We start from the raw sequence: 16335 nt of genomic DNA, 5'->3' as shown, positions 1-16335 counted from the left end.
CGGCTAGGGTGCGATCCGATCGTCGCCGTGTCGATTGCGAGATGCCTGGGAGACTTCGTTGCTGCATTCCGTATTTCCATCAGAGGGCGCTGACGCGGGCGGTCGTCTTTCCGATGGAATGCTCCAACCCGCTGAAAGTGATCGGTTGAAGCAGCATGTACGGACACTTGTGAGCGGCGTACGCTGCCTTGTGCAAGGCCTTTGGCTCGGCGCTGGGAGTCACTCGGGCCGTTCGCGGTCGCTGGCGACTTCGCGGGCGGGCACCCCGACCAATGCACTGGCAGCTATCCGCGGCGGCGGTCGTCGCCACGCGATCCCTCGTCCCGAGTGGTGTGCGCGCCACGCCCAGAACGCACCGTTCATACGGACTACCGTACGACCGGTACGCTGCCTCATGTTGCCTCTGCCTCAGCGTTGCTAGCTTGCCGTCCAGCCCGTCGCGGCCTTTCAGGTCTCGCGGCGGATCGACGACCAAACGGCAACGTAACGAGGTGTTCTATGAACTCCCCCACCCAGTCACCCCCAGCCCATTGGACCTCGCAGTCGACGCCCGCCCGTCGCTGGCGTGGTGCGAAGCTTCCTTCACTCGTCGCGGTGGCCTTACTTGCGGCCGTGGCTGGCTGCAACTCTGACAGCGATGAGATCGTGGCGGTGGTCGTCGCGGACGACCCGCCGCCGGACGACGCAGTGGCGGCCGCCTCGTTCCAGGAGCTCTACGACCAGGGCGTGGACCGCTACGAGTCGGTCTTCGCACCGATGGCCTCGACCCTGCTCAGCGATGGCACGATCACCTACACCTTCGACGGCAGCGACAACGGCCCCATGTGCTTCACGGGAGGCGAATTCACCATGACCACCCGCGACGGCAGCGCCAGCGAACTGATGATCTTCGTGCAAGGCGGTGGCGCCTGCTCCGAGAACAACTGCGACGCGGTGGACGTGGCGCCCCCCCGGCATCCCCGTGACCTTTGGCATCTTGGACGCCACGAGTCCTACCAACCCCGCGGCCAACTACAACCTGGGCTACGTGCCCTACTGCGACGGTACCTTCTTCGCGGGCGATCGCGACGTGGATAGTGATGGCGATGGCACTGACGATCGTTTCTTCCGCGGCGTGCAGAACCTCGCCGCGTCGCTCGACGTCATTGCCGGCCGCTATCCCGCCCCGAGCAAGATCCTCCTCGCCGGCAACAGCGCCGGCGGCTTCGGCACCCACTTCGCCCTGCCCCTGGTAAGGAAGCTCTACCCGGACGTACCGATCGAACTCGTCAACGACTCCGGCGTCGGGGTTTCCGCGCCCGGCGTGTTGGACACGCTCGCAGAGTACTGGAACGCCGGTGCCTCCTTCCCCTCAAGCTGCGAGACCTGCATCGGCGAGGACGGCCACCTCACCGACTATCACAAGTACCAGCTGGCTCAAGACCCGAACCTGCGCATGGGATTTTTGAGCTACACCCGCGACGCGACGGTAGTCGCAGGTCTTCCCATCACCCCCGAAGCGTGGGAAGCGGAGTTGCTTGAGGCAATGGCCGAGCTACGCGAAGATTACCCCGATCGCTTTCGCAGCCTGATCGCGCACGGCGACGGTCATACTTTCATCATCCGCGACTTCACGCGCGTCGTTGGAGGCGTGTCGGTGCAGCAGTGGATTGCCGATATGCTGAGCGGAAGTGACGACTGGGTGTCCGTCAGCGACTGATCCTGCGTCGAACCTTCCAAGCAGCGCGAGTTCACCTCATGCCCACGCCACCCGCCGAGAAGACGCACAGGCACTTTCAGCTGCTCGCGTTCCTGCTCGTCTTCCCGGCGGCTAACTCGCTGTTCGTGGCAACGATCCTCTACGATCTGGGGGTGCTCAACCTCGACCGCATTGCCTGGGTCATCCTCAGGCTGTGGTCGATCTTCGGGCTGGCGTTCGCCGGGGTTCGCTTGTTGCACAGAGCGTTGCCGAAAGTCTTCCATCCCGACCACTTCTGGCGACAACTGCTCGCGCATCTCCTGTTGATCATCTTCGCTGGGGCGCTGGTGGGGCCGGTCATGACCTTACCGACGGCGCTACCGCGGCCCGATAGCATGTTCATGCCCCGCGTCGTGCTAGCCCTCGAGATCATCGTCTATCTCGGCGTGCTCAGGGTACTGCGCCAGCAGGCGCGCGAGTTTCAGGCCCAGGCCACGGCGCGGGAGGCGGAACTCAGCATGTTGCGGGCACAGAGCAACCCCCACTTCCTCTTCAACACGCTCAACCTGATCAGCTCGCAGATCGCAGACGATCCCGACAACGCCAGAGAAATCGTCTTCGACCTGGCAGATCTCTTGCGCAGTAATATCAAGATGGCGCAGCAAAGCGTGACCACCGTGGCGGAGGAGCTGCGCCTGGTGAGCCTCTACCTCACCCTGCAGCAGAAGCGTTTCGGGAGTCGCCTGTCCTTTAGCGTGGAGCTGGCGTCCGAGGCCGAAGCGCTGCCGGTGCCCTCGCTGCTGCTGCAGCCCGTAGTGGAAAACACGGTGAAGTATGCGGTGGCGCCCTACGCCACACCGGCGCATGTGCAAGTGCAGGCGCAACTCGCGGACGATACCCTTCGCATCACCGTTCGGGACACCGGGCCGGCCTTCGACGATTCGCAGATCAACGTGGGCAACGGGTTTCGCATCCTGCATCAGACCTTGGCACTACACTACGGCGATGATTACGACGTGACCTTGAACTCGACCGACGCCGGAGGGGTGTTCACCTTGAGCGTACCTGCCAGCATGAGCAGTACAGCGTATGGCTGAGTCGACTCCGCCACGCAAGCGCGTCATTCTCGTCGACGACGAACCCGCTGCCATCGCGAGCCTACGCGCTGTGATAGGCGAGTTCGAGGATCTGGAGATCGTGGCGGAGGTGGCGGATGGGGCGAGCGCGATCCGTACTGTCCTGGAGCTGCAGCCCGATATCGTCTTCCTCGATATCGAGATGCCAGAGGTGGGAGGTTTCGAGGTGGCGAAGGCCACCCGCGAGGTCGGCTATCAACTCGTGTTCGTCACTGCCTACGACCAGTACGCCCTGGATGCCTTCGACACCCAGGCGATCGACTACTTGCTCAAACCCGTCCGGCCCGCCTTGATCGAGAAGTGCATCACCAAAATCCTGCACCAGGAGACGCTCGCGCTCGAGGCGCTGGAGAAACCAACCCTGGCAGGCGACAGCCTGACCTTGTCCGATGGCAATGCCCTGCGAGTGCTGCGCTACGAACACATCTGCTACATCGAGGGCATCGGTCGTTACCGGCGGGTGCACCTGAGTCGCCATGGTGCCCAGGCGCATCGCACCGAGACCATCATTTCGGACACCACGCTCGACGAATTCGCTTCTCAGCTACCGCCGCAGCAGTTCGTTCGCCTGCATCGCAGCTACATCGTCCGCCTCGAGCAGATCACCGGGCTCACCGTGGAATCGAGGCGTCACTTCGTGAAACTGGCGGATATCGCGATCAAAGTGCCCGTGTCGCGGGGCAATGTGTCGTCGCTGAAGTCTGCCCTGTAACGAGTGCCGTCGCGCGTACGCGCACCGTGCATCATCGTTCGGGTAAGGTGGGCAGATACTTCTCGGTGCGCGGGCGAGCAGTATAGTGTCATCAGGATTTCGTCTTCTTCCAGCTGTCATCGGCGCGGCTGCGCTGAGCCTCACGATGGCTATCGCTGAAGAACAAGGGCCCGACGTCAGCGCGCCAGCGGCGACCCTCCCCAGCCAAGTGCTGCTTGCGCCTCCCGCGCAAGACGCGCCGATCGACGTCTTCCTCGACTTCGCGCTGACCGGGGTGAACAACCTCGACAGCGTTGCCGGGACCTTCGACCCCGGGGGGTTCGCTAGAAGCCGCTCAGGAAACCGGGGTTGATCAGCAAGAACACCGCGGCGTTATCGCCGGTAATGCCTGCACCGAGCTGAAAGACACCCAGGGGCGTCCTGGCACCGACGAACACTGAGCCGCCGTAGCGCAGGCTGTCGAAGGCGATCTCGTTGGTGCGTTGGAAGGTGTTGCCGGCTTCCACCGATGCGCCGACGTAGAGAGGTTCCCCGAACAGCGGCGCCTCGCCGAGCGGACGATAGTAGGCGAGGCTCATGAGTACCTTGTGCCTGCCCGCCAGCTCGCCTTCGCCAAGGCCCGAGAGCCGGAACGGACCCCCAAGCGTTTGGAACCCGGGGAACGCGATGCCTTCTTCGATCTCCGTGAAGTCCAGGTCAGTCTCATCCAGGCTGAAAGCCCACTCCCAGCTTGGTGCCAGGGTGCCGCCGAACAGGGGTTGGGCGAAGGCGAGGGATCCGGCGAATTGCTGCAAAACGAAGGCATCATCGCCGCTGATGGGGTGGTCGTAAGCGAACTGCCCGAACACGCCGCGGCGCGGAAAGAACTGCTGATCGAGGGTGTCGACGGTCAACAGACCGAACAGGCTGCGCCCGCTGAAATCGATCGGTAGCACATCGCCCAGCGCCGCGACGTTGGAGAGCTCACCCCATTGCTGGGAGATACCGGTACGCAGCTCGATCGTGCGCCTGATCGTACGGCCAGTGCTCAAGCTGAGGTCGACGATGTCCTGGCGAAACTCACCGAAGGCGTCGCCGTTGCCATCGTTGGCGAGGAGTAGGTCACGTTGCACGAGCGCGGTGCCGCTGACGAACCACTTGTGGTTCACATCCGTCGGCTGGAAGATTTCCATGGCGAGGCTGGGGTCGTCGCCGATCTGCACTGCGGCGCGAAGCTCCCCTCCGGCTGGGGTGAGGTTACGGATCAACAGTCCTGATAGGAAGTTGAACACGGCTTCGTTGCGAAAGTCGGTCGTCGTCTCCACACCGAAGGTCAGGTAGGTGTTGCCGATCGCCTTTGGCTGCAGGTCCAAAACCAGCGCGGCGTCATTGGCGCTAGTCGTGGCGTCGGCCTCCACGCTGAATCCGATGGAGGCGAATTCATCGGTGCCGTAGAGCGTATCGATGTTCTTCGACAAGGTGGCGTAGTCGAGGGGATCGCCGAGCGCTTGTTCCACCGCACCCTCGATAAAGCGCGTCGGGTATTGCGTGGCGTTCTCGATGCGAATCGTCTCGATCGTTGGGGCGGCGGTGAGCTCCGGGGGCTTAGCGGCTAGTGGTGACTGCGGGCGACGCGGTGGCGCCGCCAAGGCTTGCAGCGCGGCCAGTTGCGCCTGTGCCGCTTCGCGCCCGATCGCGATGAGTTCGGCGCCCTTGTCGAAGTCGGTCGGAGAGTAGCCCTCGAACAGCGGCTCGAGCAGGAGGTCGCCGTCTTCCAGGTTGGGCAATTCGCGCCGCACGTTCTGCAGGGTGAGAAAGGTCGTGAGCTGGCCGATCACATCGACGACGCTGTCGATCTCCTCGGCGCTGGCGGGGGCGACCGACAGGTTGACCACGATCAATCGATCGGCGCCGAGTGCGCGGGCCACATCGATCGGGACGTTGGAGGCCACACCGCCGTCGATGAGGGTGCGGCCGTCGATCACCTGCGGCGGAATGAACGCGGGCACGGCCATGCTGGCAAAGACAGCCGCCGCCAGGTCACCCTCTTTCAGCACCACCGGTTCGAAGGTCTCGATGTCGGTGGCGACGGCGCGGAAACGACGCTCGAGCGCATCGAAGTCAGCGGCGAGTGTGCGCGCGCTGAGCAGCGATGCGATCGTCTCCCGCAGGCGGCGGCCCGAGATCACACCGCGCGGTAGCTTCAGCCCGTCGCGCGACAAGCCCACGCGCAGGCCCGAGGGGAACACGCGCAGCTCTTCCTTGCGCCGGAAGACCAACTGCCGGCGTGGAGCGGAGTCGCGGAAGATCTTGCCCCAATCGAGCCCAAGGGCGATCTCCTCGATTTCGCGGCCGCTGTAGCCGGCAGCGTACAGCGAGCCGATCACAGCGCCCATGCTGGTGCCGACGACGATGTCCGCGTCGATGCCCGCCTCCTCGAGCACACTCAACACGCCCACGTGGGCGAGGCCAAGGGCACCGCCCCCACCGAGTACGACGGCGATGCGCTCTTCCTTGGCTGCGGCGGTATCAGCGTCAGCTTGGGCGAGGGCGAGGGGTGCCGCGATGGCGGCGAGCAGTGAGGCGATCGCGGCCGTGTACGCTGCGACGCGTGCAGAGTCTCTCATGGGTGCTGATCGCATCGATACGCCTTGCTGTCGGCTTGTATTGCGGGGCGGATGCTACCGCAGGCCTCGTGACGACGAGAACCGTCGATCCTGGACCCGTACATTCACGAAAATGTCATTTGCACAGGGCACCCTCAGACGCCGCTGGCCCTTACCAATCCTTGCCAACGCTTCACGTTACTTTGGGTCCGACTCTCTAGCCTCGGGGGTGCCAACCACCCGCCGCCCCGAAGGAGGCAGCCCCGTGAGAGTTATCGCAACCGTTATGCTGGCCCTGACCGTCATGGCCAGCCCCACCACCACCCTGGCCCAAAACGTGGGCTTCGAAATCCTCGAGCTAACGCCGGAGGGTTTGATCACGTGGATCAACTTCGAGCTGACCGAAGCGCAGTTCGACGCCATCGAACTGCCCCCTGGGTGGTTCAAGAACGAGCCCAGAGAGGGCGATCCCGACGCGAGCCAGTTTCTGAGTTCCCCCGACCTGCCGGAGGGCGAGTTTCGAGGAGACACCCTGTTCGGCTACGACTGGACCCACGTCGCCACGGTGATCGACTTCGGTTTGACCTTCGACGAGCAGGGTTTGCTATCCGGGTCGATCGTGAACAAGCGCCACGAGATCGTCTACTTCGCGGACCATATCGTCACGATGTTGATCTCCCCCGAGGGAGATGTGTATCCGCGCGTTTCACGAGATCTCAACCGTCCCACCGACGATCCTACGGTCCCCGCCGGATGGCGGCTTGTGGAGTATCCGATCGAGCGCGATCAGGTCCTTCGCCTGCCGGATCAGACGGTGGTGATTCGCGCGGACAACGAGGACTCCTTCCAGGGGCCGGTGTGGTGCTTGCCGAGGGGAGCGTGCCGACAGGACTGAGCACCCGAGCGGTTGCGGCCCCGGCTGGCGATGCGCCGGGGCCGCCGCTTCCGTGCCGAAGCGTCTTATTCGGCGCAGTCACTCACGCACAGCTCGTTGTTGTTGCCGAGCCTCATTCTGGTCACTGGGCTATTCGCTGGCAGGTGCTGACGAGTCTGCCAGCGCCCCAATAGCAGCGGTCCCCCTGCGGTTTCCTTACGTTTCTTTACCCTTCTTGCCAGTCCGCTCCCGGTTCTAAGCCCTGCATTAACTTGCAGTTGCTAGCCTGATCGTCATCGAAAAGTTCGTGGCCGATGGGGGCGGTTTCGCTTCGCGGCTTGGGTTTACTGGTGTCCGTGAGGCGACATGATGCGCGTACGTCCCATCAACATTCTCCAACTCCTGGCGCTGGTTGGGGTGGCGCTCATCGCGGGTGTCTTCCTGGTGGTCACCCGCCCTGGTGTGGAACACAGCGCCGAGCAAATGCGCTCTCGGCCGGTGGAGGTGATCACGGTCGAGGAGATCCCCTTCAGCACCCAAGTCACCGCCTACGGTGTCGTTGAGCCGGCGATCACGCTCAACAGCACGGCCGAGGTGAGCGGCAAGATCAGCTACGTGCATCCCTCGCTCAAGGCGGGCTCGACCATCCCCGCCGACACCGTGGTCCTGCGCATCGAGAGCGAGGACTACGACGTCACGCTCAAGCAGGCCCAGGCGGATCTCGTCGCCAACCAAGCCTCCCTGCGCGAGCTGGCCGCGGAGGAGGCTTCCGCCCAGCGCGCCCTCGAGCTGGCGCAGCAGAACCTCGAGGTGGGTGAAGCGGAATACGCGCGCATCGAGGAGGTGTACAAGCGCCAGGTGGTCACCAAGTCCACCCTCGATGCGGAGGAGCAGAAGGTGATCTCCCTGCGCCAATCGGTCGAGGACATCCAGGGCAAGATCAACGGTTTCGATAGCCGCCGGCAGTCGATCAACTCGCAGATCGCCCGCGCCGAACAGAGCGTGAAGAACGCGCAGACGATCCTGGCCCGCACGGAGATCTCCCTGCCCTTCGATGCCCGGGTAGGCACCGTGAGCGTCGACGCCGGGGAGTTCGTGGCGGCGGGCTCGCCCCTGTTCGAGGCGGTGGACCTCAACGGCGTGGAAGTCGATGCCCAGCTGTCGCTCAGCGCCCTGCGCAGCCTCGTCAGCCACCTCGAGCCGCCGGGCGATTCGCAAGCCTCCAGGGATAGTTTCATCCAGGCCAGCGGACGCCTCAACGACGCCTTGCAGCTCACCACGCGCGTACGCCTCGTCAACGGCATGCCCCTGGCACATTGGGACGCACGGGTGATGCGTATCAGCGATTCGATCGACGCCACGCGCCAGACCATCGGCGTGGTGGTCGGGGTGGACGATCCCTACAGCAAGGTCATCCCCGGCGAGCGTCCCCCGCTCATCAAGGGCATGTACACGGCGGTGGAGATCATGGCGCCGCCTCGGCCTGCGCTGGTCGTGCCCCGCAAGGCGGTCCACCAGGGGCGCGTGTACGCGGTGGGGGAGGACGATCGCCTGGAGATCAGGGAAGTCGACATCAAGCTGGTGCAGAACGATCTCGTGGTGCTGAGCGATGGTATCAGCGCCGGTGAGCAGATCGTCATCACCGACCTCATCCCTGTGATCGAGGGCATGCCCTTAGCGGTAACGCCGGCGGACGCGTTCGAAGTGCAGATGAGAGCGCGTGCCGCGGGCACCGAGGCGAGGAGGTAAGCGCATGATTCGCTTCTTTGCCGCCCACCCGACCGCTGCGAACATCATGATGTTCGCCATCCTGCTGCTCGGCCTCACGGCATTGCCTCGCCTGAACAAGGAGACCTTCCCCGAGATCGACCAGAACCAGGTGCAGGTAACCGTCGCTTATCCCGGCGCGAGCGCCAGCGATGTGGAGGAGGGCATCTGCAATCGCCTGGAAGACGCCACCGACGGCATTAGCTTCCTGAAGGAGCGACGCTGTGAGGCCCGCGACAACACGGGCAGCCTGGTTCTGGATATGCAGGAGGCAGGCAACCTGCAGCAGTTCATCGACGATGTGAACTCCGCCGTCGACGCCATCACGGAGTTTCCCGAGGAAGCGGAGGAGCCGACCGTGGTCGAGCTCGGCCGCACGGCGCCCGTGGCCACCCTCGCCATCACGGCGGACCTGTCGCAACCCGAACTCAAGGCCCTGGCCGAGCACTACCGCCTGCGCCTGCTCGCCCTGCCGGACGTCTCCATCGTGGACGTCAGCGGCTTCTCCACCCACGAGTTGAGCGTGCGGGTGAACACGGAAACGCTGCGCAGCTATCAGCTGAGCGTGCAGGACGTGGTCAACGCGATTCAGCAGGAAGCCATGGACCTGCCGGCTGGTGAGGTAAAGGCCGCGTCGCGCACCTATCAGATCCGCGTCGAAAATCAGCGTCGCACGGTGGATGAACTCTCGGACCTCGTCATCTTGAGCGACGAGAAGGGTGGGCTGCTGCGCCTTGGCGACATCGCCACCGTGGTCGATGCCTTCAGCGACGAGGACGTGCGTGCGGAGCTGGACGGTCGCCCCGCCGCCTTGCTCACGATCAGCAAGAACAGCACCGACGACACGCTCACGGTGTTCGACGCGGTGCAGGCGTTCGTCGATCAGGAGAACGCGCGCCTGCCGACCTCCACGCGCCTGGTCATCACGGAGGATTCGGCGTCCGTGGTGCGCGATCGTCTCGATCTGCTGCTGAAGAACGGCTGGCAAGGCTTGCTCCTCGCCACCCTGGCCCTCTCGCTCTTCTTCTCCTGGCGCTACACCTTCTGGGTGGCGATGGGCCTACCGATTTCCTTCATCGGCGGCCTCGCCGTGATGGGCCTGTTCGGCATCACCATCAACATGATCTCCATGGTGGCCCTGCTGATGGCCATCGGTATCTTGATGGACGATGCGATCGTGCTCTCCGAGAGCATCGAGGCGGAGTTCCGCAAGGGCGCGACACCGCTGCAGGCGGCCATCACGGGCGTCTCGAACGTGGGTCGCGGCGTGCTGTCGTCCTTCGCCACCTCGGCCTTGCTGTTCGGCAGCCTGCTCTTCCTGAAGGGCGACATGGGTCAGGTGATGGGTGTGCTCCCGGTGGTGCTGCTCTCCGTGCTCACGATCAGCCTGGTGGAGGCGTTCCTCATCCTCCCCCATCACCTGAAGCACTCCCTGGAGCATCAGACGGATGGGGATGCGTCGGGCGGGTGGCGTACCCGCTTCGAGGCGCGATTCGAGCAGCTGCGTGTGCTCGTCGGGCGGCTGGCGCACAGCGCGATCAAACATCGCTACGTCACCGTCGGCGTGGCCATCGGCCTGCTGCTGCTGACGGCCAGCCTGTTTCCCGCGGGCTACGTGAAGTTCAAGGCGTTCCCCGACCTCGAGGGCGACACGCTCCAGGCGCGCATCATGATGCCGCAGGGCACGCCGGCCGAACGCACGGAGGCAGTCGTCGCCGAGTTGCTGGGCACCCTGCAGGAGGTGACGCAGAGCCTGCCGGCGGACGACGACGCAGCGCTTATCCGCCACGTGCGAATCTCCTACGGCTCCAACCCCGACGCGGGGGAGCAGGGCGCGCACCTCGCCACGATCAGCCTTGATCTGCTCTCCGCCGAGGAGCGCAACACCTCGCTGGGGGAGCTGCGCCGGCGCTGGATCGACGCGACCCCGCCGATCCCCGATGCAGTGTCCCTCCAGTTCAAGGAACCCGCCCTCGGGCCCGCCGGGCAGGCGATCTCGATTCGCCTCTACGGCGATGATCTCGAGCAGCTGTCGAGCGCGTCCTGGGAGCTGCAGAACTGGTTGCGTGGCTATCCCGGCGTCACCAACGTGATGGATGACCTGCGCGCCGGTAAACCACAGTTTTCGGTCAGCCTGCACCCGGGGTCGACGGTGTCGGGCTTGAGTGCGCAGCAGCTGGCGCAGCAGCTCCGAGCCGCCTATCAAGGCGTTAAGGTGGATGAGATCTATCGAGGTCGTGAGGCCTACGAGATCACGGTCAGGCTCGATACGGCCCCCGAAGACGCGCTCGCTGACTTCCTCCAACTCAGCCTCTTCAACAACCAGGGCGTCGATATTCCCCTCGATGCCATCGCCGACGTCACGGACAAGCGCGAGTTCTCCACGATCACGCGCGTCGATCATCAGCGCACGGTGACCATCAGCGGCGACATCGATGCCGCCATCGCCAACACGAACGAGGTGATCGCCGATACGCAGGAGCGCTTCCTCGTCGGGCTATTGGAGCGCTATCCGGATCTCACCGTGAGCCTCGAAGGGGAGGTGAAGAACAGCCAGGAGACCAATGCCTCGGTCTTCACGGGCTTCGTGCTCGGGGTGATCGGCGTCTACTTCCTGCTCAGCTTTCAGTTCGGCAACTTCCGCGAGCCCTTCGCCGTGCTGATGAACATTCCCCTGGCGCTCATCGGCGTGGTGTGGGGGCACAAGTTGATGGGCCTCGACATCACGCTGCCGAGCCTGATCGGCTTCGTGTCCCTGGCAGGCATCGTGGTGAATGACTCGATCCTGCTCGTGGAGTACGTCAAGCGTCGCTGCCGCGAGGGCATGACCTTGCACGACGCCGCCGAGCAAGCCGTGCGCGATCGCTTCCGCGCCATCTTCCTGACCTCGATCACCACCATCGCGGGCATGTTGCCGCTGCTCTCAGAGACGAGCCTGCAGGCTCAGGTGTTGGTGCCGCTCGTGGCGAGCGTGGTGTTCGGCATGCTGTCGGCCACCGTGCTGCTCTTGCTCGTGCTGCCGGCGTCCTACGCCATCCTCGAGGATCTCGGCATTCGCGGTGATGACGGCGTCCCTAGCGCCATCGCCGACCCGGCCTGACCGTGCCTCATCTTCCCCCATTGACCAACCTATGGAGTTCATGATGTTCGCTAAGCAATCCGTCCCCCTCGTGATGAGCCTGCTCATCCTCTCTCCCTTCACCGCTCACGCGCAGAGCACCCTCGCCTCGACGATGGAGGTCTACGTTTTTCCGAAGTCGGGGCAACCGGCACAGGCGCAGAGCAAGGCCGAGGCCGAGTGCTACCAGTGGGCATCCACCAACACGGGCACGGATCCCTTCGAACTTGCCAAGGATCTGCAGCAGGCCGAGGCGGAGGCTCGCCAGGCGCAGGCCGAGGCGCAGCAGGACGCCAAGGGCTCGGCAGTGAAGGGCGCGGCCCGCGGTGCCGCGGCGGGCGCCATCGTGGGCGAGATCGCCGATGACAGCGCGGGCAAGGGCGCGGCGACCGGTGCGGCGGTGGGCGGTGTACGTGGGCGGCTCAAGTCCCGTCGCAACCGGCGTTCCACGAGCGAGGACACAGAGCAGGAACTTCAGGCGGCCAAGGTGGCGAACGCTGCAGAGGTCGAGAAGTTCAAGAAGGCATTCAGCGTATGTCTGGAAGCCAAGGACTACCTGGTCAAGTACTAGCGACTGACCCAGATCACTGATCCCCTTTGGGTGGGTCAGTCCTCATAGCAGAAACAGGAGTGATGACGTGAAACGATTGGTCTGGGCGACTGGCCTGGTCTTCCTATTGGGCGCAGGTTCCCTGTCGGCGCAACAGCCGGACACCGCGAAGATCCGGGCCTCCATGCTCGAGAATCAGCAAGCCCTGCGACAGTACGTATGGCAGTCACGGGCGAAGGTGGAGGTGGACGGCGAACAGCAGAAGGTCGATCTCTATCAGATGCGCTACAACTTCTCCGGCGAGCTGGAGAAGACGCGCCTGGGCGGTGAGGCGCCAGAGCAGAAGAAGGTGCGTGGGCCTGTGCGCAAGCGGGTGGCTAAGAACAAGAAGAAGAGCGCGGCTGAGTTCGCCCAGGCGGTCAAGGACCAGCTGCAGGCCTACCTGTCGACCGCCAAGTTCACCAAGGCCCTCGAGAGCGCGTTCCTGCGCCCGGGCGAGGACACGATCATGCTCCGCTCCCAGGACGTGGTGATCGACGGCGACATGGTGGAGTTCGAGCTCGTGCGGGCGACGCGCCAGCCCATGACCATGCGCATCGAGTCCACGGTGGACGAGGAGCCGGTGGAGGTGACCATCACCTTCCAGCGGCTGCCCGACGGGCCAAACTACCCGGCGCGTCAGGTGGTGGTGACGCAGCTGGGCAAGAAGGCGTTGGTGATCACGACGGAGAACTACAACTACGTGAAGCAGCCGTAGGTGGGCCTTGGGCGGCCTCCGTGTTCGATCGCGAGCATGGAGGCTGCTTGGCGGGGCGTGTGCTAGCGTCTACCGTTGGAGGCTGGGGTCGCCGGGGCTGGAGCCACAGCGACTGGTCGAAGCCAACCTCGAGGCGCCTCGCCTGCGCATGGTCAAACACTGCCTGAATTGTGGCGCAACGCTCAGCGGCGAGTACTGCGGGGCGTGCGGCCAGCGCGACGTCGACCTGGAGCGACCCTTCCCCTCGCTCGCGCGAGAGGTCGTCGAGGAGTCCCTGCAACTCGACGGCCGTGTCGCCCGCACGCTCACCACCTTGGTGCGTCGCCCCGGCGAACTCACCCGCCAGTACCTGGCCGGTCGTCGCCAGCTGTACACCTCGCCCTTGCGGCTGTACCTGGTGATCAGCGTCTTGTTCTTCCTCGTCGCCGCCGGGGTGGTGGGGCAGGGGGCGCTCCTCAGCGAGAGCCAGACGATCGAATCCCACGCGTCCCAGCAGGCTCAGTTCCTTTCAGATCAGTTACCGCAGCTGATGTTCTTGTTGCTGCCCGTGTTCGCGCTGTTGCTCAAACTCACCTTCCGCGCTCGCCGCTACTTCCACCACCTCGTGCATAGCCTTCACCTGCACAGCGCGGCTTACCTGGTGCTGGCGTTGCTCCTGCCCCTGGAGCGCGCGGCGGAGACCAACGTGTTCTTGCTCACGGTGCAGCTGGCGTTGCTCGCTTACCTGCTGGCCTACGTCGTGACGTCCCTGCGCCGGGTCTACGAGCAGCGTTGGATCACCAGCGCCGGCAAGGCCCTGGTGATCTTCCTGGTGTACGCGGCCATCATCGGCGTGGTGTTCGAAGGCCTGGGCCAGATCGATCCCACCGCCTAAGCGAGATCGTCCTTGCCTTCGATCAAGGCGTGATGGCTGCGCGACCCAGCGGTGCGCGCCTTCAGGTGAGGTGCGTAGGCGGGGTCTTCGACGAAGGCCATCGCTGCCTCCTTCGAGGGCCATTCGATGATGATGCGAAGGGCTACATCATCACCTTCGCCCTCCAGGCGTTGGTGGTCCGAGGTGCGCGCCAGGTACTTGCCGCCGTGCTGGGCGACGAGCGCGTTGGCTTGTTCGAGGTAGGCCGGGATCCAGTCGTCGCTGGTCGGGGTGACTTCGAGGACGGAGTAGAAGGTCATGGTATTGCTCCCGCTGTTGGCTGGGCCTAGGTGATCACTCGTTCACCAGGCGATGGAGCGGCAGCTTAGGCGGCGAGCGACCCTCGGGAACATCCGGGCCTCGGGAAATCAGTATTCGGAAAGTGGGGGCATCGCCTCGCGCGCAGGCCACTAGCGTTCCCAAATCGGTGGGTTGCCGATCTTCTCGATGAGGAAGTCGATGAACACGCGCACCTTGGCCGTGAGCACGTTGGACTTGGGGTACACGAGCCAGATGGCCGAGTCGTCGTCCACCTCGTATTCCGGCAACACGCGCACCAGCGTGCCGCGTTCGAGCTCCGCGGCGACGCTCCAGTAGGAGTTCATGGAGATGCCGACGCCGGCCTCGGTGGCGATACGCATGCTCGCCCCGTCGTCGCAGACCACCCGCCCCTCCGTGCCCACCGGGGGAAACGTGCAGGCCGGCAGCTCGCCGGGGGCGGAGAGCTTTCTTGCGCTGCCATCCCTGAACACCAGGAGACGGTGGGCCTCGAGGTCCGTCGGGCCCTCAGGGGTACCGTAGCGAGCAAGATAATCAGGCGAGGCGCAGAGGATGCGTTTGTCGTGGGCGAGCTTGCGTGCTCGCAGGCTGCTCTCGCCGATCGGGTAGACGCGCAACGCCAGGTCGAAGCCGCCGTCGATGAGGTCCATCTGCGTGTCCGAGAGTTTCAGCTCGAGGCGGACGCCGGGGTAGCGCTCGAGGAATTCGGGCAGCAAGGGCGCCACGTAGCGTTGGGCAAAGGTGCTCGACGCGGCAAAGCGCAGATTGCCGGTGACCTCGCTGCTGCCGAGGCCCAGGGCCGCCCTGGCCGCGTCCTCCTGGGCGAGGATCTCCCGCGCGAAGGGGAGGAACTCAGCGCCCTCGAGGGACAGGGAAATCTTGCGGGTGGAGCGGTGGAGCAGGTCTGCCCCCAACTGCTTCTCGAGCTTGGCCAGCCGCCCGCTGGCGACCGCGGGCGCCAACCCGAGCTGACGCCCAGCAGCGCTGATGTTGAGCATGTCGGCCGCCATGACGAAGAGCCGTATGCCTTCGGTATCCATCCGTGGGTCCCCCTTCGCGCCGGGTGACGGCGCCAGGCCGCGAGTCAGCCTCAATGGCTCGATTGTATAGAGAACTCGAATTCTATTCTCTCTGTGTGGCTGTTTATCGCGGAATGGAGGGGTATTAGTCTGCTTCAACCCGCCGGGACTGGCGGGTGCAGGCCCGCGAGACGGGTTCTCGGATCGCACTCGATCCACTCACCAGGGACCCAAGCCCATGACGATGCCCGAATCGGCCGTGTCGACGGCGACCTTCCCCCCGCTCAACGCGGGCTACCAGGCGGTCTTTCAGCCGGATCGCCTGTCGCTCGGCTTGGTGGTGCCCATCGAGTCCTATCCCAACGCAGCGGTGCCCGCCCTGGACCAGCACGTCGAGCGCGTTCAGCTGGCCGAAGCCCTCGGGTTCTCCGCCGTGTGGTTGCGCGATGTGCCCTTCAACGTGCCGTCCTTCGGCGATGCGGGCCAGCTCTTCGACCCCTTCGTCTACCTCGGCGCCCTGGCGACGCAGACGCGTTCCATCGCCCTCGGCGTGGCCAGCGTCATCCTGCCCCTGCGTCATCCCGCGCACGTGGCCAAGGCGGCGGCCAGTGCGGACGTGCTGTCCAACGGCAGGCTGATCCTCGGCGTTGCCTCTGGCGATCGACCTGAGGAGTACCCGGCCCTCAACATCCCCTTCGACGATCGCGGCGAGCGCTTCCGCGACAGTTACGCCTACATCCGTCGCATGGCCGAGGCCCGACCGCAGGTGCGCAGTCCGTTCGGCGACGTCGACGGTGCGATGGACTTGCTGCCGAAACCGGTGGCCGGCCACCTACCGTTGTTGATCACCGGCGCCAGCCAACAGGACGCCGATTGGCTCGCCCAGCATGGCGACGGCTGGATGACCTACCCGCGCCCGACGGCCCAGCAAGCGCGCTTCATCCATG

Annotated in this window: 15 protein-coding genes; 12 read left to right on the top strand and 3 right to left on the bottom strand. The window is 64.7% G+C overall.

Annotation, left to right across the window (positions count from 1 at the left end; genetic code table 11):
* Positions 1-498 precede the first annotated feature (498 nt).
* The 5 genes from AAF184_20345 to AAF184_20325 all read left to right on the top strand — a co-directional run bounded on the left by AAF184_20345 (position 499) and on the right by AAF184_20325 (position 3878).
* Positions 499-1077 (top strand): hypothetical protein, encoded by a 579-nt coding sequence (locus AAF184_20345; protein MEO0424699.1) that lies wholly within the window; start codon positions 499-501, stop codon positions 1075-1077.
* The gene (locus tag AAF184_20340; GenBank protein ID MEO0424698.1) at positions 962-1699 is read left to right on the top strand and encodes a pectin acetylesterase-family hydrolase; all 738 of its coding nucleotides are present in this window, start codon (positions 962-964) and stop codon (positions 1697-1699) included. The genes AAF184_20345 and AAF184_20340 overlap by 116 nt, the downstream gene beginning before the upstream one ends.
* A 38-nt stretch (positions 1700-1737) precedes the next feature.
* Entirely contained in the window at positions 1738-2775 is a 1038-nt protein-coding gene (locus AAF184_20335) for a histidine kinase (protein ID MEO0424697.1), read from the top strand.
* Positions 2768-3526 (top strand): LytTR family DNA-binding domain-containing protein, encoded by a 759-nt coding sequence (locus tag AAF184_20330; protein ID MEO0424696.1) that lies wholly within the window; start codon positions 2768-2770, stop codon positions 3524-3526. The genes AAF184_20335 and AAF184_20330 overlap by 8 nt, the downstream gene beginning before the upstream one ends.
* 145 nt (positions 3527-3671) lie before the next feature.
* On the top strand, positions 3672-3878 hold the full coding sequence (locus tag AAF184_20325) for a hypothetical protein (protein MEO0424695.1): 207 nt from the start codon (positions 3672-3674) through the stop codon (positions 3876-3878).
* On the opposite strand, the gene AAF184_20320 is transcribed toward AAF184_20325, so the two are convergent.
* A complete protein-coding gene (locus tag AAF184_20320; GenBank protein MEO0424694.1) occupies positions 3850-6132 on the bottom strand; it encodes a patatin-like phospholipase family protein in 2283 nt (760 codons plus the stop codon). The genes AAF184_20325 and AAF184_20320 overlap by 29 nt on opposite strands.
* 244 nt (positions 6133-6376) lie before the next feature.
* On the opposite strand from AAF184_20320, the gene AAF184_20315 reads away from it, so the two are divergent.
* The 6 genes from AAF184_20315 (at position 6377) to AAF184_20290 (ending at position 14051) form a co-directional block, all read left to right on the top strand.
* On the top strand, positions 6377-7006 hold the full coding sequence (locus AAF184_20315) for a hypothetical protein (protein ID MEO0424693.1): 630 nt from the start codon (positions 6377-6379) through the stop codon (positions 7004-7006).
* 348 nt (positions 7007-7354) lie between these two features.
* A complete protein-coding gene (locus tag AAF184_20310) occupies positions 7355-8734 on the top strand; it encodes an HlyD family efflux transporter periplasmic adaptor subunit (GenBank protein ID MEO0424692.1) in 1380 nt (459 codons plus the stop codon).
* A gap of 4 nt (positions 8735-8738) precedes the next feature.
* On the top strand, positions 8739-11852 hold the full coding sequence (locus tag AAF184_20305) for an efflux RND transporter permease subunit (protein MEO0424691.1): 3114 nt from the start codon (positions 8739-8741) through the stop codon (positions 11850-11852).
* Between the two features lie 43 nt (positions 11853-11895).
* The gene (locus tag AAF184_20300) at positions 11896-12441 is read left to right on the top strand and encodes a glycine zipper family protein (GenBank protein MEO0424690.1); all 546 of its coding nucleotides are present in this window, start codon (positions 11896-11898) and stop codon (positions 12439-12441) included.
* A gap of 67 nt (positions 12442-12508) precedes the next feature.
* Complete coding sequence (locus AAF184_20295; protein ID MEO0424689.1) at positions 12509-13177, top strand: hypothetical protein; 669 nt, start codon at positions 12509-12511, stop codon at positions 13175-13177.
* 148 nt (positions 13178-13325) lie between these two features.
* Entirely contained in the window at positions 13326-14051 is a 726-nt protein-coding gene (locus tag AAF184_20290; GenBank protein MEO0424688.1) for a DUF3667 domain-containing protein, read from the top strand.
* Here AAF184_20290 and AAF184_20285 read toward each other — a convergent pair.
* Positions 14048-14350 (bottom strand): DUF1330 domain-containing protein, encoded by a 303-nt coding sequence (locus tag AAF184_20285; protein ID MEO0424687.1) that lies wholly within the window; start codon positions 14348-14350, stop codon positions 14048-14050. The genes AAF184_20290 and AAF184_20285 overlap by 4 nt on opposite strands.
* Positions 14351-14500: 150 nt before the next feature.
* Positions 14501-15409, bottom strand: coding sequence for a LysR family transcriptional regulator (locus AAF184_20280; protein MEO0424686.1), 909 nt, complete (start codon positions 15407-15409; stop codon positions 14501-14503).
* 223 nt (positions 15410-15632) lie between these two features.
* Here AAF184_20280 and AAF184_20275 point away from each other — a divergent pair.
* On the top strand, positions 15633-16335 hold a 703-nt coding region (locus tag AAF184_20275), incomplete at its 3' end, for a TIGR03571 family LLM class oxidoreductase (GenBank protein ID MEO0424685.1).

The sequence above is a fragment of the Pseudomonadota bacterium genome (assembly GCA_039815145.1).
Classification (GTDB): Bacteria; Pseudomonadota; Gammaproteobacteria; order Steroidobacterales; family JBCBZW01; genus JBCBZW01.
The sequence above is the reverse complement of the archived record's forward strand: the minus strand, read 5'-3'. Positions and strand labels throughout refer to the sequence as shown.

What these genes read in the sequence shown, in the direction of transcription:
- AAF184_20345 (MEO0424699.1), top strand. Translation starts at nt 499, where the DNA reads ATGAACTCCCCCACCCAGTCACCCCCAGCCCATTGGACCTCGCAGTCG.
- AAF184_20335 (MEO0424697.1), top strand. Translation starts at nt 1,738, where the DNA reads ATGCCCACGCCACCCGCCGAGAAGACGCACAGGCACTTTCAGCTGCTC.
- AAF184_20330 (MEO0424696.1), top strand. Translation starts at nt 2,768, where the DNA reads ATGGCTGAGTCGACTCCGCCACGCAAGCGCGTCATTCTCGTCGACGAC.
- AAF184_20325 (MEO0424695.1), top strand. Translation starts at nt 3,672, where the DNA reads ATGGCTATCGCTGAAGAACAAGGGCCCGACGTCAGCGCGCCAGCGGCG.
- AAF184_20320 (MEO0424694.1), bottom strand. Translation starts at nt 6,132, where the DNA reads ATGAGAGACTCTGCACGCGTCGCAGCGTACACGGCCGCGATCGCCTCA.
- AAF184_20310 (MEO0424692.1), top strand. Translation starts at nt 7,355, where the DNA reads ATGCGCGTACGTCCCATCAACATTCTCCAACTCCTGGCGCTGGTTGGG.
- AAF184_20305 (MEO0424691.1), top strand. Translation starts at nt 8,739, where the DNA reads ATGATTCGCTTCTTTGCCGCCCACCCGACCGCTGCGAACATCATGATG.
- AAF184_20300 (MEO0424690.1), top strand. Translation starts at nt 11,896, where the DNA reads ATGTTCGCTAAGCAATCCGTCCCCCTCGTGATGAGCCTGCTCATCCTC.
- AAF184_20290 (MEO0424688.1), top strand. Translation starts at nt 13,326, where the DNA reads ATGGTCAAACACTGCCTGAATTGTGGCGCAACGCTCAGCGGCGAGTAC.
- AAF184_20285 (MEO0424687.1), bottom strand. Translation starts at nt 14,350, where the DNA reads ATGACCTTCTACTCCGTCCTCGAAGTCACCCCGACCAGCGACGACTGG.
- AAF184_20280 (MEO0424686.1), bottom strand. Translation starts at nt 15,409, where the DNA reads ATGGATACCGAAGGCATACGGCTCTTCGTCATGGCGGCCGACATGCTC.